Annotated in this window: 29 protein-coding genes and 1 pseudogene; 20 read left to right on the forward strand and 10 right to left on the reverse strand. The window is 46.1% G+C overall.

Annotated features, from left to right (window positions below):
• Position 1: 1 nt before the first annotated feature.
• The 9 genes from A1WG_RS0121280 to A1WG_RS22700 all read right to left on the reverse strand — a co-directional run bounded on the left by A1WG_RS0121280 (position 2) and on the right by A1WG_RS22700 (position 4,238).
• Positions 2 to 178, reverse strand: a complete 177-nt coding sequence (locus A1WG_RS0121280) for a NinE family protein (RefSeq protein WP_001254255.1) — start codon at positions 176 to 178, stop codon at positions 2 to 4.
• Positions 175 to 585 carry a recombination protein NinB gene (locus A1WG_RS21125; RefSeq protein ID WP_000814611.1) on the reverse strand — a complete coding sequence of 137 codons (411 nt, stop codon included), beginning with the start codon at positions 583 to 585 and terminating at the stop codon, positions 175 to 177. Before A1WG_RS21125 ends, A1WG_RS0121280 begins: the two co-directional genes overlap by 4 nt.
• Entirely contained in the window at positions 557 to 802 is a 246-nt protein-coding gene (locus tag A1WG_RS21120; protein WP_001341809.1) for a phiTE_015 family protein, read from the reverse strand. The genes A1WG_RS21125 and A1WG_RS21120 overlap by 29 nt, the downstream gene beginning before the upstream one ends.
• A gap of 128 nt (positions 803 to 930) precedes the next feature.
• On the reverse strand, positions 931 to 1,137 hold the full coding sequence (locus tag A1WG_RS24805) for a hypothetical protein (RefSeq protein WP_000229808.1): 207 nt from the start codon (positions 1,135 to 1,137) through the stop codon (positions 931 to 933).
• A gap of 72 nt (positions 1,138 to 1,209) precedes the next feature.
• Complete coding sequence (locus A1WG_RS21110; protein ID WP_016242498.1) at positions 1,210 to 2,586, reverse strand: replicative DNA helicase; 1,377 nt, start codon at positions 2,584 to 2,586, stop codon at positions 1,210 to 1,212.
• On the reverse strand, positions 2,583 to 3,404 hold the full coding sequence (locus A1WG_RS21105) for a replication protein (RefSeq protein WP_016242499.1): 822 nt from the start codon (positions 3,402 to 3,404) through the stop codon (positions 2,583 to 2,585). Before A1WG_RS21105 ends, A1WG_RS21110 begins: the two co-directional genes overlap by 4 nt.
• Positions 3,391 to 3,552, reverse strand: coding sequence for a hypothetical protein (locus tag A1WG_RS24810; RefSeq protein WP_000166961.1), 162 nt, complete (start codon positions 3,550 to 3,552; stop codon positions 3,391 to 3,393). The genes A1WG_RS21105 and A1WG_RS24810 overlap by 14 nt, the downstream gene beginning before the upstream one ends.
• A gap of 32 nt (positions 3,553 to 3,584) precedes the next feature.
• Positions 3,585 to 3,881 carry a CII family transcriptional regulator gene (locus A1WG_RS21100; protein WP_000442612.1) on the reverse strand — a complete coding sequence of 99 codons (297 nt, stop codon included), beginning with the start codon at positions 3,879 to 3,881 and terminating at the stop codon, positions 3,585 to 3,587.
• 141 nt (positions 3,882 to 4,022) lie between these two features.
• Positions 4,023 to 4,238 (reverse strand): helix-turn-helix transcriptional regulator, encoded by a 216-nt coding sequence (locus A1WG_RS22700; RefSeq protein WP_000067728.1) that lies wholly within the window; start codon positions 4,236 to 4,238, stop codon positions 4,023 to 4,025.
• Positions 4,239 to 4,314: 76 nt separating this feature from the next.
• On the opposite strand from A1WG_RS22700, the gene A1WG_RS21095 reads away from it, so the two are divergent.
• From A1WG_RS21095 to A1WG_RS21090, 3 genes are all read left to right on the forward strand, one after another.
• Positions 4,315 to 5,010 (forward strand): LexA family protein, encoded by a 696-nt coding sequence (locus tag A1WG_RS21095; RefSeq protein ID WP_016242500.1) that lies wholly within the window; start codon positions 4,315 to 4,317, stop codon positions 5,008 to 5,010.
• Positions 5,011 to 5,355: 345 nt separating this feature from the next.
• The gene (locus A1WG_RS22710; protein WP_016242501.1) at positions 5,356 to 5,628 is read left to right on the forward strand and encodes a transcriptional antitermination N peptide; all 273 of its coding nucleotides are present in this window, start codon (positions 5,356 to 5,358) and stop codon (positions 5,626 to 5,628) included.
• 2 nt (positions 5,629 to 5,630) lie between these two features.
• Positions 5,631 to 5,993, forward strand: a complete 363-nt coding sequence (locus A1WG_RS21090) for a hypothetical protein (RefSeq protein ID WP_016242502.1) — start codon at positions 5,631 to 5,633, stop codon at positions 5,991 to 5,993.
• 30 nt (positions 5,994 to 6,023) lie between these two features.
• On the opposite strand, the gene A1WG_RS21085 is transcribed toward A1WG_RS21090, so the two are convergent.
• Positions 6,024 to 6,518, reverse strand: a complete 495-nt coding sequence (locus tag A1WG_RS21085; RefSeq protein WP_016242503.1) for a hypothetical protein — start codon at positions 6,516 to 6,518, stop codon at positions 6,024 to 6,026.
• Positions 6,519 to 6,727: 209 nt separating this feature from the next.
• Here A1WG_RS21085 and A1WG_RS21080 point away from each other — a divergent pair, with 209 nt between their 5' ends.
• The 17 genes and pseudogenes from A1WG_RS21080 to A1WG_RS21000 all read left to right on the forward strand — a co-directional run bounded on the left by A1WG_RS21080 (position 6,728) and on the right by A1WG_RS21000 (position 13,258).
• Positions 6,728 to 6,928, forward strand: a complete 201-nt coding sequence (locus A1WG_RS21080; RefSeq protein WP_000213979.1) for an antirestriction Ral family protein — start codon at positions 6,728 to 6,730, stop codon at positions 6,926 to 6,928.
• A gap of 182 nt (positions 6,929 to 7,110) precedes the next feature.
• The gene (locus tag A1WG_RS21075) at positions 7,111 to 7,479 is read left to right on the forward strand and encodes a DUF2528 family protein (protein WP_016242504.1); all 369 of its coding nucleotides are present in this window, start codon (positions 7,111 to 7,113) and stop codon (positions 7,477 to 7,479) included.
• Between the two features lie 75 nt (positions 7,480 to 7,554).
• Positions 7,555 to 7,689, forward strand: coding sequence for a hypothetical protein (locus A1WG_RS24430; RefSeq protein ID WP_000972063.1), 135 nt, complete (start codon positions 7,555 to 7,557; stop codon positions 7,687 to 7,689).
• On the forward strand, positions 7,674 to 7,826 hold the full coding sequence (gene kil, locus A1WG_RS21065) for a host cell division inhibitory peptide Kil (RefSeq protein WP_001243355.1): 153 nt from the start codon (positions 7,674 to 7,676) through the stop codon (positions 7,824 to 7,826). Before A1WG_RS24430 ends, kil begins: the two co-directional genes overlap by 16 nt.
• 256 nt (positions 7,827 to 8,082) lie before the next feature.
• Complete coding sequence (locus tag A1WG_RS21060) at positions 8,083 to 8,688, forward strand: ERF family protein (RefSeq protein WP_016242505.1); 606 nt, start codon at positions 8,083 to 8,085, stop codon at positions 8,686 to 8,688.
• Positions 8,688 to 9,071 carry a hypothetical protein gene (locus tag A1WG_RS21055; RefSeq protein ID WP_016242506.1) on the forward strand — a complete coding sequence of 128 codons (384 nt, stop codon included), beginning with the start codon at positions 8,688 to 8,690 and terminating at the stop codon, positions 9,069 to 9,071. Before A1WG_RS21060 ends, A1WG_RS21055 begins: the two co-directional genes overlap by 1 nt.
• 23 nt (positions 9,072 to 9,094) lie before the next feature.
• Positions 9,095 to 9,388, forward strand: coding sequence for a phage anti-RecBCD protein (locus A1WG_RS21050; protein ID WP_016242507.1), 294 nt, complete (start codon positions 9,095 to 9,097; stop codon positions 9,386 to 9,388).
• 10 nt (positions 9,389 to 9,398) lie between these two features.
• Positions 9,399 to 9,566, forward strand: coding sequence for a DUF2737 family protein (locus A1WG_RS21045; protein WP_016242508.1), 168 nt, complete (start codon positions 9,399 to 9,401; stop codon positions 9,564 to 9,566).
• Positions 9,563 to 9,913 (forward strand): annotated as a pseudogene (locus tag A1WG_RS21040) (ead/Ea22-like family protein); the annotation flags it as partial. The gene A1WG_RS21045 and the pseudogene A1WG_RS21040, both read left to right, overlap by 4 nt.
• Entirely contained in the window at positions 9,913 to 10,563 is a 651-nt protein-coding gene (locus A1WG_RS21035) for an ead/Ea22-like family protein (protein ID WP_016242510.1), read from the forward strand. The pseudogene A1WG_RS21040 and the gene A1WG_RS21035, both read left to right, overlap by 1 nt.
• A 159-nt stretch (positions 10,564 to 10,722) precedes the next feature.
• Positions 10,723 to 10,914, forward strand: a complete 192-nt coding sequence (locus tag A1WG_RS25225; protein ID WP_016242512.1) for a hypothetical protein — start codon at positions 10,723 to 10,725, stop codon at positions 10,912 to 10,914.
• Position 10,915: 1 nt separating this feature from the next.
• Entirely contained in the window at positions 10,916 to 11,125 is a 210-nt protein-coding gene (locus A1WG_RS21025; protein ID WP_000951706.1) for a hypothetical protein, read from the forward strand.
• Positions 11,122 to 11,733, forward strand: coding sequence for a DUF551 domain-containing protein (locus tag A1WG_RS21020; RefSeq protein ID WP_016242513.1), 612 nt, complete (start codon positions 11,122 to 11,124; stop codon positions 11,731 to 11,733). Before A1WG_RS21025 ends, A1WG_RS21020 begins: the two co-directional genes overlap by 4 nt.
• A gap of 114 nt (positions 11,734 to 11,847) precedes the next feature.
• Entirely contained in the window at positions 11,848 to 12,129 is a 282-nt protein-coding gene (locus A1WG_RS21015; protein WP_000022062.1) for a hypothetical protein, read from the forward strand.
• 87 nt (positions 12,130 to 12,216) lie between these two features.
• Entirely contained in the window at positions 12,217 to 12,516 is a 300-nt protein-coding gene (locus A1WG_RS21010; RefSeq protein WP_001447403.1) for a hypothetical protein, read from the forward strand.
• A 76-nt stretch (positions 12,517 to 12,592) separates the two neighbouring features.
• On the forward strand, positions 12,593 to 12,937 hold the full coding sequence (locus A1WG_RS21005; protein ID WP_001281193.1) for a hypothetical protein: 345 nt from the start codon (positions 12,593 to 12,595) through the stop codon (positions 12,935 to 12,937).
• Positions 12,938 to 13,012: 75 nt separating this feature from the next.
• Complete coding sequence (locus A1WG_RS21000; RefSeq protein ID WP_000005726.1) at positions 13,013 to 13,258, forward strand: excisionase family protein; 246 nt, start codon at positions 13,013 to 13,015, stop codon at positions 13,256 to 13,258.
• The last annotated feature ends 15 nt before the right edge of the window (positions 13,259 to 13,273 follow it).

Here is a 13,273-nt window from a genome sequence, read left to right on the forward strand (position 1 = left end):
GTCATTTCCTCGCACGATGTCTTAGCCACCGGATATCCCACAGGTGAGCCGTGTAGTTGAAGGTTTTTACGTCAGATTCTTTTGGGATTGGCTTGCGTTTATTTCTGGAGCGTTTCGTTGGAAGGTATTTGCAGTTTTCACAGATTATGTCGGTGATACTTCGTCGCTGTCGTCTCATTCGTACCTCCTGTCGGTAAATCTGACGCCCTGACCAATAGCCCATGCTGTCGTGTACTCAATCAGACTTGCCATACGCTTCACACTCATCTGCGCGCTACTTTCGCGAATGTTGACGTATTCGCCTTCAAGGCCGGGCAAAACATCAGCTTCCTGCTTTGTTGCCACTGCATGACCGCTAATCAACAAAACCTTCCATTGTTCTGGTTTTAACCACTTATCGCACCATTGAACCTGACGTGCGATATCCGCCAGCATCGCGTGAAATTTTGCGTTCTGGTCAAGGTTGCGCTTGTAGTCAGTAATGCGGATGGTGACTGGCTTGTCTTTATCGAGTGGTGTTGCGAGGATGGCGTTGATTGCGGCTTGCTGTTGTTGCTTAGTTCGGAGGAATATTGTTTGCTTCATCGAAATTCTTCTCTTTAATTCCAGCGGCTCTGATAGCTTTCATTACTGCAATTACCGTTTTGTCACGCCCATCCTCATAACCCATCGCATAAGCACCTTCTTCACCATCTTTCCAAAAGTCGTCATTCGATTCTGGCCAGTCGATATCCAGTTCAATAGCTGCTCGCGATGCCTGCCATAAAGTCCACCACTCATTTAAGGAGTGACGAATATCCATGCTTGAAAATGCGAAGTACCTATCACCATTTCTTGCCTCGGTTATCATCTCGAATGGTAATCTCAATTTTTTGGCAACGTATTCCTCAAACTGCTTTCTTGATTCGTCCATCGGTACTTACCCTCAGTTCAACTCACAAAACGCCACGCCACTTTTGCTACGACAACAGGCATAACACCGATAATCACCCACAGGAAAATGCTACCGAAAAGCACACCAACCAGGTCTTTACCTTCGCCTACCAGCCGGACAAAACTGCTGGCAACCACAATGAACGTCGCCACCATCCACATAGCACCGAGAATCCTCAATGCAGAAAAAATCAACTCAACCACGATTTACTCTCCCCAAAATAAAAAGGCCTGCGATTACCAGCAGGCCTGTTACAAGCTCAGTGATGTAGATGGTCATACGTCAGCCCCTTGTGCATATCGTCTGCCACGCGAAGCAGGTGCATTTGATGCTGTGCAAATCTGTCTGGCTTCATCCTGGTCACATGCAACAAAGTGTCCGTTGCAGAACCGCTGGTAAACCGTACCAAGCGAGCCAAAACGGTTTTTCGTCACAATGATTTCAGCAAATGGCGCGGCGCTACTGTTCTCGTCATATACCGCTTCCCGATAGAGCATGATGATTGAGTCTGCGTCCTGCTCAATGCTTCCTGAATCACGCAAATCTGCGTTTGTCGGGCGTTTGTTTGGTCGCTTCTCAACATCGCGCGAAAGCTGACTTAGGGAGATAACAGGCGTTTTCAAGTCTTTCGCCATCGCCTTCAGGCTTCCTGAGATGTGAGCAATTGCGAGGTCGTTGCGGTCTGCTTTCGGCTTCTCAATCAGGCCAAGATAATCCGCCATGATGAGTGAGAGGTTTGGATTTTCCTGTTTGTGCCGTTCTGCGATTGAGCGTATTTCTTCGACCGATAACCGCGAGGCATCGACTACCCATACATCCAAATCTGCAAGCTGACTCATGCCGTTAGCAACACGTGCCCAGCCCTCGTCATCCATTGATGCAGGATTTCGCAGTACGCTAACCGACATCCTCCCGGCGTTGGCAATGCTTCGCTCTGCAATCTGCAATGCGCTCATTTCCATTGAGAAAATCAATACTCCGCGCCGGACGTCAGAACCAGGAATAACGCGGCTTGCAACGCCTTCGGCAATCTTCAGCGCCAGTTCGGTTTTCCCCATACCAGGACGAGCAGCGATTATCACCAGGTCTTCCGCGTTCATCCCTCCGGTGATGGCATCAAGTTCTTCGATTCCGGTCTTCAGGGTATCTGACTCTTCTCCGTTCCTCAGACGCCTGTCAAGCGTGTCAGTGTAGTCAGTAATGATTTCCCCTAACCGTACAGGTTTAACCTCGTCACGGGGCTTTCTGATGGCTGAAAGACGCTTTACAAGTTCATCCATCGCCTGACTCGATGCGTCGATGGTTCCGCTCTGAATTGGTTCACGCATTTCATCCATGATTTCCAGCACCAGACGGCGGTGATAGTTATCCGCGACCATTCCGGCATATCCCTTCAGGTTTGCGGCACTCGGGCAGTTTTTGCTGGTCATCAGGATTGACGTGAAATGCTCCTCTCCGCACGCCTCGGCAACCATCAGCGCATCGATTAGGTTTCTGTTTCTCGCCTGCTTGCGGATAACCTCGAAGGCTTTCCGGTAGAGCGGAATTGAAAACGCTTCCGGCTCCAGCGTTGCCAGAACGTCGCTGGCGGTTGGTGTTAATCCACCAATCAGCAGGCCACCGATAACGCTCGCTTCGATATCCTGTCTCATGTAATCCCCCTGTCTGCAAACTTCCCTTCCCGAACTCCCGTTAACGAGTCTTCCCTCAGCAGGTAATCAAAATCAGCCGTCCAGCCCGTGTCGTTGTCTCCGAAGTAAAACGGCTTGGCCTGATGCACAAACGCCCTGACATACGCTCTGAAACCGTCCACGTTTGGCGTTTTCAGTTGCGGGATGATTTTCTTCAGGCGGCGTTTGCGTTTCTCGTTGACCGCAACAGCGTGTGGCAGTCTGTCACCGACTTCGGTGTTGTAGGCGTTCAGGAAGGATTCGTAGTCGATTCGTTCTGCCTTGCGACGTTCAGGTTTAACCTGCCCATCGCCACCCCCGTTAGGGGGTAAGGGGGTATTTGTATTTATTGTCTTTTGTATATTGTCTTTTGTGTTTAGCTGACTTGGCTTATACCCATTAGCCGACTTGGCTAATGTTTTATTAGCTGTTTTAGCTAATGTTAAGCTGTCCTGGCTAATCCACTGAGAAACCACCTTGTTCACTCCGATTTTCACGCCATCAGCAATGAGGAATTTACGCTCGATAAGCTGGCGCTTGGCAGCGCAAACATGAGTGTGATGAATACCTGTCATGGCTGCTATCTGCGTGTTTGTGAGTCGATCCATCGGCTTATTGAATCCGTATGTCTTGCGCATGATAGCGAGCATCACCTTCAACTGCCGGACGGTTAAATCAGCCATCAGCAGACTGTCGGTAATCTCGTTAGCAACGCGCATGAAACCATCTTCGGTATCTGCCACGCGATGCTCCACGACCTCAAGTTGAGGCCTGTAATCAGCTAACTTAACGACGCCCATGTTTCACTCCTGCTTTGGCTAGTCTGTAAACACCAACAAGGCGCTCTGCGAACGCCCTGTTATTTGCTGCGGCTACCACTAATCCCTCAGGTGAATCAGGGTGTCGAATCTCTTCTTTTTCCTGGTATTTCTTACGACGTTTTGTCATAATTACTCCTGTGGATTGATCCAGTAATTCCCTCAGAATTGCATATCAATTTGCTTAAAATCCTCGGTGGCGGCCGGGGATTTTTTCTTTGTGATTTCATCAAGCGCATACTTAAAAGCCCTGCTAATCGGACTGATGTCTGATGCCATTCCGAAAGCACACAACACCGAAGCAATAAATCTCCAGTCCGTTCTGCTTATCTTCGATTCATGACAGCCAATCATCTTTGCCAGACCGCGCTGGGTAAGCGTTGACAGGTTGATGAGTAAATCAGTTTCAGCGCGATCAACGTCACGCTGTGATAGTTTGCTGTAACTTGTTCTTTCCATTTCTTAAGATTTCCAATAGTGAATAGTTAGTTGAAAGGTATGCGTGGAAACGCATATGGCCTTAGTTGGTCAGATATATTGGGACTCGCTTTTCAGCGACGTAGGACGAATGTCCGTTGTTACAAAGAGCGGATCCGCTTATTAAGCAGCTTTGTGTTCCGGCGGGAACACGTCATCAAGACTGACTTTTGCGCCTAACTTGTTTAGGCACTCAACAAGAGCACGGCATGTTTTAAGGTCTGGGAAGCGACGACCAGATTCCCAATGTCCGATAGCTCCCTGTGTGCATCCAACTGCCTTAGCAAGTGTTGTTTGAGAGATATTCAGTGACTCTCGATATTTTCGTAGGTTGCTCATATGCCCTCCATAGTAATCACAATGCAATAATACGATATGTACTTTTAGAATGCAAACAAAAAAATACATCTTGTGCATGGATGATTTTAGTACAGAGCGTAATAATAAGGGTATGAAAATGAAATGGTATGAACTGGCTAGATCCAGAATGAAAGAGCTCGGCATAACTCAAGAGAAGTTAGCTGAAGAGCTTGGTATGACGCAGGGTGGAATTGGTCACTGGTTGCGCGGATCTCGTCATCCATCTCTTGACGAGATTGGTGTGGTGTTTAAATACCTTGGTATTGATAACGTCTCATTCAACCACGACGGTACATTTTCACCTGTTGGCGAATACTCATCTGCCCCCGTTAAAAAACAATATGAGTACCCTGTTTTTTCTCATGTTCAGGCCGGGATGTTCTCGCCTGAGCTTAGAACCTTTACCAAAGGTGATGCGGAGAGATGGGTCAGCACAACCAAAAAAGCCAGTGATTGTGCGTTTTGGCTTGAAGTTGAAGGTAATTCCATGACCGCGCCAACAGGATCCAAGCCAAGCTTTCCTGACGGGATGTTAATTCTCGTTGACCCTGAGCAGGCTGTTGAGCCAGGTGATTTCTGCATAGCCAGACTTGGTGGTGACGAGTTTACCTTCAAGAAACTGATCAGGGATAGCGGTCAGGTGTTCCTACAACCACTAAACCCGCAATATCCAATGATTCCATGCAATGATAGCTGTTCCGTAGTAGGGAAAGTTATCGCCAGCCAGTGGCCTGAAGAGACATTTAGTTAACAGCCTCACCACTCTAAAACACACAACAATAACCCGACCTTAGCGTCGGGTTTTCTTTTTCCAAAATATAAATCAATAAAATACAAAGTGTTATAAAAAACTAAACCATATTTAGAACATTTTGTATTGACTCAGTAAAGTACACATCGTACTATTTAGCCATCAGCAGGAAGCTGGAAGCCAAACGGAACAGACTGGCAGGCTCTTTAAACAACGTCGAACACTCGACTACGTGGCTGAAAAGCCAGATCACCCAACCACATAAGCTGTGGGATGCAATGCCGAAGCAACTCTCTCAGGAGTAGCTTCGGGATTGCATCGCCAGAGTTTATTCGGGAGGAATCCATGTCCAGAAAAACAGAATTTAAAGGAACCGCAGCTTCTCGCCGTAGAGATCGTCGCGCAAATCTGCAAAGTCAGGAGGCGATCAGCTCCGACAAGCTACACAGGCCAACCCCTTCACGAGTGGTCTTGCAATGCAAGCGCAAACCAGCAATGAGAGCAGAAGTGATAACTCTGACAACGTTGACCAGAAAATATGAAGGTTCAACTTGTCTTCCGAACGTAGCTATTTACGCGGCAGGCTACCGGAAATCAAAACAACTGACGGCGAGGTAATTATGGGTCAGGAAGAAAAATATGAGCTTAAAAAGCTCATTGAAGAAGACGCCATAGAAGAAATTGCAGCATTAACAACAGCTATAAAGAATATTAGGTATGCGCTAAATACGCTTATCTCCTCATGCGACAAAAATAGCAGGGAATTTTTGATACTTGGCGCAGCTCTAGGAATAGTTGATGCGGCAACGCTTCACCTAATTACTCATGACGATATTCTTATTGAGCCGTATGAAACATTACTGCTTGTCAGGCAAAAAATGGCTGATGCCGCAGCAAATGGAGACCTTCAACTTTACATCGACTTAAGGAAAGTATTAAGGCGAATGGTCAGAACTGAAGGAGATATCCCCCTGACAAAGTAAGGGGGTGAAGAGGCTATTTCAGGAATAAAATTAATAATTTGTCAGCGGCGGTACATATACAGGCTTAGGGTCTGGCGCTCTATACATCCGGTATTCATTCTTACAGCGAGGACATGAATGCACAAAGAACCCATTAGATTTTATAGTAACCGTGCTTGGTTGAAGTATCGATATTTTATGTTCGCCGAAGCAATGTGCACAAAGGTTATGCTGCTGAATAGAAGGATCGGAATGACTCTTAGGTCTATACACGGCAGAACCACCTTCAGTTGTATGAAGTTCATAATTCTCAGCTTGCACAACAAACATCTTGATTTTTCTATTTTCATCTCGAAGCTTCATTGCGATCTCCTTCTCGGCCTGATAAAGGCCAGAGAGCTCCGCATTAAGCATCTGTAAATCAGTTATTCTTTGGTGTAGATCTCCAATAGCTTTAGCGATAACCGCATCGTCTCTGGTTTCTTTTATTGTCTTCAGCAGATCATAAGCCTGTTTCGCGGCAGTTATACCAGATAACACATCCATATAAATTACTCTCTTACTGTAGGGGTGAGAGGATTTTACTATTTTTCTCGCTGTAGGGGTACACGAGAACCACCGAGCCTGATGTGGTTAAAAGACAGGCACAATCTTTACTACCGCAATCCACTATTTAAGGTGATATATGGAAGAAGAATTTGAAGAGTTCGAAGAGCATCCTCAGGATGTGATGGAACAATACCAGGACTATCCGTATGACTACGACTATTGATACAAATCAATGGTGTGGACAATTCAAACGATGCAATGGATGCAAGCTGCAATCGGAATGCATGGTTAAGCCTGAAGAAATGTTTCCTGTAATGGAAGATGGGAAATATGTCGATAAATGGGCAATACGAACGACGGCAATGATTGCCAGAGAACTTGGTAAACAGAACAACAAAGCTGCCTGATAGTGGCCTTTATTTTTGGCATAAATAACAGAATAAACACTGCACTGTGTATTCATTCCAACGAGTGAATACACGGAGCAATGTCGCTCGTAACTAAACAGGAGCCGACTTGTTCTGATTATTGGAAATCTTCTTTGCCATCCAATGTGAGGGCGATTTTTTATCTATGAGGATATGAATAGATGTCAAACATCAAAAAATACATCATTGATTACGACTGGAAAGCATCAATAGAAATTGAAATCGACCATGACGTAATGACAGAGGAAAAACTTCACCAGATTAATAATTTCTGGTCAGACTCTGAATACCGACTCAATAAACACGGCTCTGTATTAAATGCTGTATTAATCATGCTGGCGCAACATGCTCTGCTTGTAGCAATTTCAAGCGACTTAAATGCATATGGTGTTGTGTGTGAGTTCGACTGGAATGATGGAAATGGTCAGGAAGGATGGCCTCCAATGGATGGTAGCGAAGGAATAAGAATTACCGATATCGATACATCAGGAATATTTGATTCAGATGATATGACTATCAAGGCCGCCTGAGTGCGGCTTTACCGCATACCAATAACGCTTCACTCGAGGCGTTTTCGTTATGCAATCAAATATAAGGAGTTACCCATGATGCACTTTCAGCTCGCGGGTAGCGGCGTCATGTCCGCTTTCTACCCGCACGAATCTGAATTATCACGCCGAGTTAAACAATTAATCAGAGCAGCAAAGAAACAACTGGAGGCGTTATGCGCAATGAAATAGCCATCAATCACCAGATGCTTCGTGCTGCACAGAACAAAGCAGTAATAGCCCGATTTATTGGTGATTCAAAAATGTGGCTTGAAGCAAATAAAGCGATGAAATCAGCTATCAACCTTCCGTGGTATCGCAGGAAATGAGTTTTACAGATAACTGGTCAGACGAAGAATTCATTCGTCAGATGAAAGAATTAATCGGTAACGAAGGAGATATTCATGTCACTTGCAACCACAGTGAAGGAGAGCAAGTTACAGAGACGCATGTACACGCAGAAAGCTCTCTGGTATCGCCATAATGGTGACCGCGAAGGAATGCGGGTATGCCTTAATTTGTCCCGAGTCGAAGTATTAAATCAGCGTTATTTCCTTGGGCCGTGTCCATTCTGAGAACAATCATATGAGCAAAGAATTTTACGCAAGACTGGCAGCTATTCAGGAGAATCTGAACGCGCCAAAGAATCAGTACAACTCATTCGGCAAATATAAATACAGAAGCTGCGAAGATATTCTTGAAGGCGTTAAGCCGTTACTGAATGGTCTGTTTTTATCAATCAGCGATGAAGTTGTGTTGATTGGTGATCGGTATTACGTGAAAGCCACGGCAACTATTACCGATGGCGAAAACAGTCATACGTCAACCGCTCTTGCACGAGAGGAAGAAAGCAAGAAAGGAATGGATTCTGCACAAGTTACGGGAGCTACAAGCTCTTATGCACGCAAGTATTGCCTCAATGGTTTGTTCGGCATTGATGATGCGAAAGATGCAGATACAGACGAGCATAAACATCAGCAGAACGCAGTAGCAAAGCAATCAAAACCATCACCTACACCTGAACAGGTTCTAAAAGCATTCACTGACGCAGCAATGCAGAAAAACACCGTAGAAGAGCTTAAACAGGCGTTCGCCAAAGCGTGGAAGATGCTCGAAGGCACACCTGAGCAGCACAAAGCGCAGGACGTTTACAACATCAGACGAGACGAATTAGAAGGAGCTGCTGCTTAATGGCACATTCGATTACTGTAAGACTAAACAAGCCCGCAAGAGAGTTTCAGGCCGGGGAAAATATCGGATTCAACATCCGTGCTGGCGTTCAGTATTACGATCGCCAGACAAAAAAGAAAGAATGGACAAACTACAGCGCCGTTGTATTTGCCAAGCCGGGAGCGCAAGCGGATTACTACCGTAGCGTTCTGGTTGAAGGTGGCATTGTAGAAATTACCGGAGAAAACATCAGGGTTGATGTTTATCAGGGGCAAAATGGTCAATCAATCACTCTTGAATTACTGAATTCAAAGATTGGATTTGCAACTTCAGGAAACAGCCAACAGCAACAAAGCAGTAACCAGCAGAACACTCCTGTATACGACGATTCCATCCCATTCTGATTTAGAAAAATAAGGATTCCATTATGCCAGCGCCTCTGTATGGTGCGGATGACGCGCGCCGCTGTTCCGGCAATTCCGTATCGGAGGTGCTGGATAAATTCAGAAAAAACTACGACCTGATAATGTCGCTACCGCAGGAAACGAAAGAGGAAAAGGAATTTCGCCACTGTATATGGCTTGCAGAGAAAGAAGAACGCGAGCGAATTTACCAGACATCAATCCGACCATTCCGCAAAGCCACATATACCCACTTCCCTGAAATTGACCAGCGCCTGCGTAATTACCGCTCACGCTATGGCGCTATCAGTAATGACTGAGGAATTTACCATGAGAGGACTTGCATACAATCCCGGCATTCTTCCGGCAGAAATGATTATTCGCCAACGCGTAAAGCCAATGCCATCGAGAGAGGAATTGCTTAAGCGAAAGAGTTTCGGTTCTGTTAATGACAACAAATATCTGAATGCGATGTGGCGCAAAGGAGGCAGCCAGTGAGCAAGATTGACTATCAGGCACTGCGTGAAAAGGCAGAGAAAGCAACGTGTGGTGTGTGGTCGCTCGAATATGGAGAGGGACGATTTGATGGTGATGATGCACTAATTCATCGCGAGGTTGCTGGATATATTCCTATTTGCAGAATTGAAGGAGCGCATCCAGAAAGCCGTTTCTATGAAGATTTCCAAATGGAACAGCAGGCCAATGCTGAATTCATCGCCGCAGCCAATCCAGCTACCGTGCTGGCGCTGCTGGATGAAAACGAAAGACTGTGTCGCGAGCTGATAGCTCGTAATGGTGAGATTGAAGGGCTTCGGAAGTGGGCAGAAGAACGGGAGATGCAACCATGATGACTTTTACCAGCGAACAATTAGCTACCTTACGTAAGATAGCGCAACAGGCAACACAGGGCGAATGGCGTGCATTCATCTCGCCGGACACTGGTACATATGCGGTGCATACGCCGGGGGATGAACGTTGCGGAGACATTATCAAATGGCCTGGCTTTGACGACCAGAAAAATGCAGAGAACAACGCAGAATTTATCGCAGCTTTCAACCCTAAATTAGTGCTGGCGCTTCTGGATGAACGGGAAAGAAACCAGCAATACATCAAACGCCGCGACCAGGAGAACGAGGAAATTGCGCTAACGGTAGGGAGGCTGCGCGTTGAGCTGGAAGCCGCAGAGAAGCGCATAGCAGAACTGGAAGCACGGGAAATAAAACCAGCCAAAGGCGAAGTTCTTGTCGTTGTATCTGGTTTTACTGGTTGCGGAAAAAGCGCCATTGCCGGGGAAATAGAAATCGCGATGAAGGCTATTGGTGTACCGGTTCAGTGGACTAATGGCGATGCGGAAAAGCGCATGACAGGAGCTGACTGGCTGACAGCGATTGAGATGTACAAACCAACTGTGCGCATCGTGGAAGTTAATGTGCCACGCGCCCCTGGCATTCGCATCAAAGGAGACGCAGGAGAACAAAACGATGAAAAACCGTAAAGCAAAATTACTTCTTTTATCGCGTTCGACGGGGTACGAGAAGCTACCAATCAGCAATCACAAACGGGCGGTGATCGGCATGTTTGGTAGGGTGGTATTCGCATTTAACTATAAACCCACCGCGTCGCGGAACAGACGAGAGAAGGGGGGCGCAGTGCGATGAAAAACCGTAAAGCTAAGATGCTTATCTCCCGTGTATACAGACTTTGCTATCCCAGCCAGTGGTTGAGAGTTAGCAATCGTCGTGTGGTGTTGTTTTCATTTTCTGGAATTGCCAGAGAGGGAGTCCGAGATAAGGGCAGCGCGGCGCAAAACCGCTGGGAAAACCACTTGCGCACTAAAGGAGCCTAATATGGCTATTGCCGCAAGTTACACCATGCATCTCTATTGTGATTGCCTCCAGTGTACAGATGGCAAATATAAGTCGCCAGACTTCGGTGAGTATATAGGTACGTCATGGGCTGGCTGTGCAAAAGAGGCGCGCAAGGATGGCTGGCGAATAAGCAAAGACAAAACGCGTGCTTTTGCGCCCGGGCATAAAGTTTTGAGGATTAACAAATGACCACTATTACCAGAGAACAGGCACAGAAAATTATTGAAGCAGCCGATGAGGTTATTAGTGCGCTGGCCGGAACTAATGAGGATGTTAACCCTGATAGCGATAACATGCTACGTCTGTGGGATGACCTGAATGACCGTCACGCGCCCCCTGAAGTTGTGCGTGAGCTGGCACGGATTGCGCTGGCATCGCTGGAAGCCGAACCTGTAAACCAAACTTACAAGTTGCCAGTTAATACACCTTGCCAAGATGCGCCAGCCCATATCTGGCTGCAAACAGCTGGAGTATGGCCAGAAGATGGCGAGTTAAGCGAATTAACGTGGTGCAGCCACAATCAGCACCATGATGACACACTATATGTTCGAGCTGACCTTGTGAATGGCAACTATCCGGTAACTCCGGATGGTTGGATAAGCTGTAGTGAGCGAATGCCGGATGATGGTCAGCACGTAATTATTTTATGTGATGGCGCATTCGTTCTTTATGCGCAATATCGAAACGGTGAGTTTTTTGATGTTGTCCGCAATGGTGAGGAGTTCTTCGAAACGCAGAGCCGCAATGTAACCCACTGGATGCCGCTACCAGAACCGCCTCGATTAAAGGAGCTATAATAGTGAACTATTATATCTATTTGTATTAAAAGAGTTTTTATAAAATAAATCTTCCAAAGCATGTAAAAACACTGTTAATCTTAACGTGTGTGAAACGTGAAGAGAGGTGTTGAAATGAGCATTCATGATTTGTGTGAAGATCAAGAGCAATGGGCTATGCAGACCCTTATGGGATCAGGAGTTCTTGCAAGGTGCAGAATCCATAACGATGTAATTTTAGACAGCGGAAATGATGCTTCTTCTGCTTATAAATTAGGAACTTACCTATATCAAAAAGATAATAGCTGCAACTTATTCAATACTCTTACTGAAGCCCGCGACGCAATAAAGGATGCATATGAATCGTATTGTGGGATTGATGATTGCCCACAATGCTCAAAATACATTGACGATTAATAATATGAACAAGTAACTATCCTCGCATTCGCGGGGATTTCTTTTATCTGAACTCGCTACGGCGGGTTTTGTTTTATGGAGATGATTATGGTCTGTTCAACATTCAACCCTCTAACGTTACAGAAATACCAGCCAGACCCTGAAGATTTATGCTCACTGTGTGGCGGAAATCATGGTAAAGCCGCCATGATCGAATGTAAGGACAAAATCCACATTTGCCTTAATTGCGTTGATGTCCTCGTTGATATCAAAAATGAGAGAGAAGATAAAAAGCGTAGCGAGGCTGTTCGCGCCTTAGATTCATGGATGCGAGATGGGTATAGTGCCGCGCAAATTTATGACTTAGCAATATCAAAAGGTGAAATACCAGGAGTGCGCATCGAATAAGGCGTAACCAATATTCGAATTGAAGAACTGAAAGAACACCAAGCCGCCTGATGGCGGTTTTTATTGGAGACAAGAAATGTCAGATTTGGCTATGAAGGTTTTGAAATGGCAATCAACTGGCGATGTCGGTATCAGTAGCGCAACTCTTGCCTCAATCGCATGTGGCCTGAAAAAGAATATCTATGGTCATCACTTCGGCGCTCCCCATGACGCAGCAGACTTTCGGCGATGCGTTGCACTTGTTGAGCAGATTCCAGAAATCAGGGATTCATTCGACAAGGTTGCAAAGCGCGTTCCGGCATTCAAAGGAATCCTCAACGAATGGGATTCACTCGTTGCTCTGTTGAAGTCTGAAATGAAGACGTACGGGAACAAAGCACCAGAGACTTACAGAAGAATTAGCGAACTACGCAAGGACTAACCATGGAATCACACAGCCTCAACCCCAATGAGGCATGTTAACCCCCCCCCTTTCATTCCAGCACCGGAGAAAACAATGAGCGAAGTTAACTTAATTGTGCCCAACGACTGGGTGACAGAGCAAAAACTGATCGAAATTACAGGTTTACGCCCAGGAACCATAGAGAGAGCACGTAAACAATCCTGGCTTGTTGGTCGTGAATATCTCCATGTTGCACCGGACGGTATTCCAAAAGAAAACAGCGAATGCATGTATAACCGCAAGGCTATCGACCAGTGGGTTGAGAGTATGTCAAAAAAACAGCCTGGTGCGCGTCGATGAAGAACCGTTTATGCT

Source organism: Escherichia sp. KTE96 (assembly GCF_000408525.1).
GTDB lineage: Bacteria > Pseudomonadota > Gammaproteobacteria > Enterobacterales > Enterobacteriaceae > Escherichia > Escherichia marmotae.

What these genes read in the sequence shown, in the direction of transcription:
- A1WG_RS0121280 (WP_001254255.1), bottom strand. Translation starts at nt 178, where the DNA reads ATGAGACGACAGCGACGAAGTATCACCGACATAATCTGTGAAAACTGC.
- A1WG_RS21125 (WP_000814611.1), bottom strand. Translation starts at nt 585, where the DNA reads ATGAAGCAAACAATATTCCTCCGAACTAAGCAACAACAGCAAGCCGCA.
- A1WG_RS21120 (WP_001341809.1), bottom strand. Translation starts at nt 802, where the DNA reads ATGGATATTCGTCACTCCTTAAATGAGTGGTGGACTTTATGGCAGGCA.
- A1WG_RS21110 (WP_016242498.1), bottom strand. Translation starts at nt 2,586, where the DNA reads ATGAGACAGGATATCGAAGCGAGCGTTATCGGTGGCCTGCTGATTGGT.
- A1WG_RS21105 (WP_016242499.1), bottom strand. Translation starts at nt 3,404, where the DNA reads ATGGGCGTCGTTAAGTTAGCTGATTACAGGCCTCAACTTGAGGTCGTG.
- A1WG_RS24810 (WP_000166961.1), bottom strand. Translation starts at nt 3,552, where the DNA reads ATGACAAAACGTCGTAAGAAATACCAGGAAAAAGAAGAGATTCGACAC.
- A1WG_RS21100 (WP_000442612.1), bottom strand. Translation starts at nt 3,881, where the DNA reads ATGGAAAGAACAAGTTACAGCAAACTATCACAGCGTGACGTTGATCGC.
- A1WG_RS22700 (WP_000067728.1), bottom strand. Translation starts at nt 4,238, where the DNA reads ATGAGCAACCTACGAAAATATCGAGAGTCACTGAATATCTCTCAAACA.
- A1WG_RS21095 (WP_016242500.1), top strand. Translation starts at nt 4,315, where the DNA reads ATGGATGATTTTAGTACAGAGCGTAATAATAAGGGTATGAAAATGAAA.
- A1WG_RS22710 (WP_016242501.1), top strand. Translation starts at nt 5,356, where the DNA reads ATGTCCAGAAAAACAGAATTTAAAGGAACCGCAGCTTCTCGCCGTAGA.
- A1WG_RS21090 (WP_016242502.1), top strand. Translation starts at nt 5,631, where the DNA reads ATGGGTCAGGAAGAAAAATATGAGCTTAAAAAGCTCATTGAAGAAGAC.
- A1WG_RS21085 (WP_016242503.1), bottom strand. Translation starts at nt 6,518, where the DNA reads ATGGATGTGTTATCTGGTATAACTGCCGCGAAACAGGCTTATGATCTG.
- A1WG_RS21080 (WP_000213979.1), top strand. Translation starts at nt 6,728, where the DNA reads ATGACTACGACTATTGATACAAATCAATGGTGTGGACAATTCAAACGA.
- A1WG_RS21075 (WP_016242504.1), top strand. Translation starts at nt 7,111, where the DNA reads ATGTCAAACATCAAAAAATACATCATTGATTACGACTGGAAAGCATCA.
- A1WG_RS24430 (WP_000972063.1), top strand. Translation starts at nt 7,555, where the DNA reads ATGATGCACTTTCAGCTCGCGGGTAGCGGCGTCATGTCCGCTTTCTAC.
- kil (WP_001243355.1), top strand. Translation starts at nt 7,674, where the DNA reads ATGCGCAATGAAATAGCCATCAATCACCAGATGCTTCGTGCTGCACAG.
- A1WG_RS21060 (WP_016242505.1), top strand. Translation starts at nt 8,083, where the DNA reads ATGAGCAAAGAATTTTACGCAAGACTGGCAGCTATTCAGGAGAATCTG.
- A1WG_RS21055 (WP_016242506.1), top strand. Translation starts at nt 8,688, where the DNA reads ATGGCACATTCGATTACTGTAAGACTAAACAAGCCCGCAAGAGAGTTT.
- A1WG_RS21050 (WP_016242507.1), top strand. Translation starts at nt 9,095, where the DNA reads ATGCCAGCGCCTCTGTATGGTGCGGATGACGCGCGCCGCTGTTCCGGC.
- A1WG_RS21045 (WP_016242508.1), top strand. Translation starts at nt 9,399, where the DNA reads ATGAGAGGACTTGCATACAATCCCGGCATTCTTCCGGCAGAAATGATT.
- A1WG_RS21035 (WP_016242510.1), top strand. Translation starts at nt 9,913, where the DNA reads ATGATGACTTTTACCAGCGAACAATTAGCTACCTTACGTAAGATAGCG.
- A1WG_RS25225 (WP_016242512.1), top strand. Translation starts at nt 10,723, where the DNA reads ATGAAAAACCGTAAAGCTAAGATGCTTATCTCCCGTGTATACAGACTT.
- A1WG_RS21025 (WP_000951706.1), top strand. Translation starts at nt 10,916, where the DNA reads ATGGCTATTGCCGCAAGTTACACCATGCATCTCTATTGTGATTGCCTC.
- A1WG_RS21020 (WP_016242513.1), top strand. Translation starts at nt 11,122, where the DNA reads ATGACCACTATTACCAGAGAACAGGCACAGAAAATTATTGAAGCAGCC.
- A1WG_RS21015 (WP_000022062.1), top strand. Translation starts at nt 11,848, where the DNA reads ATGAGCATTCATGATTTGTGTGAAGATCAAGAGCAATGGGCTATGCAG.
- A1WG_RS21010 (WP_001447403.1), top strand. Translation starts at nt 12,217, where the DNA reads ATGGTCTGTTCAACATTCAACCCTCTAACGTTACAGAAATACCAGCCA.
- A1WG_RS21005 (WP_001281193.1), top strand. Translation starts at nt 12,593, where the DNA reads ATGTCAGATTTGGCTATGAAGGTTTTGAAATGGCAATCAACTGGCGAT.
- A1WG_RS21000 (WP_000005726.1), top strand. Translation starts at nt 13,013, where the DNA reads ATGAGCGAAGTTAACTTAATTGTGCCCAACGACTGGGTGACAGAGCAA.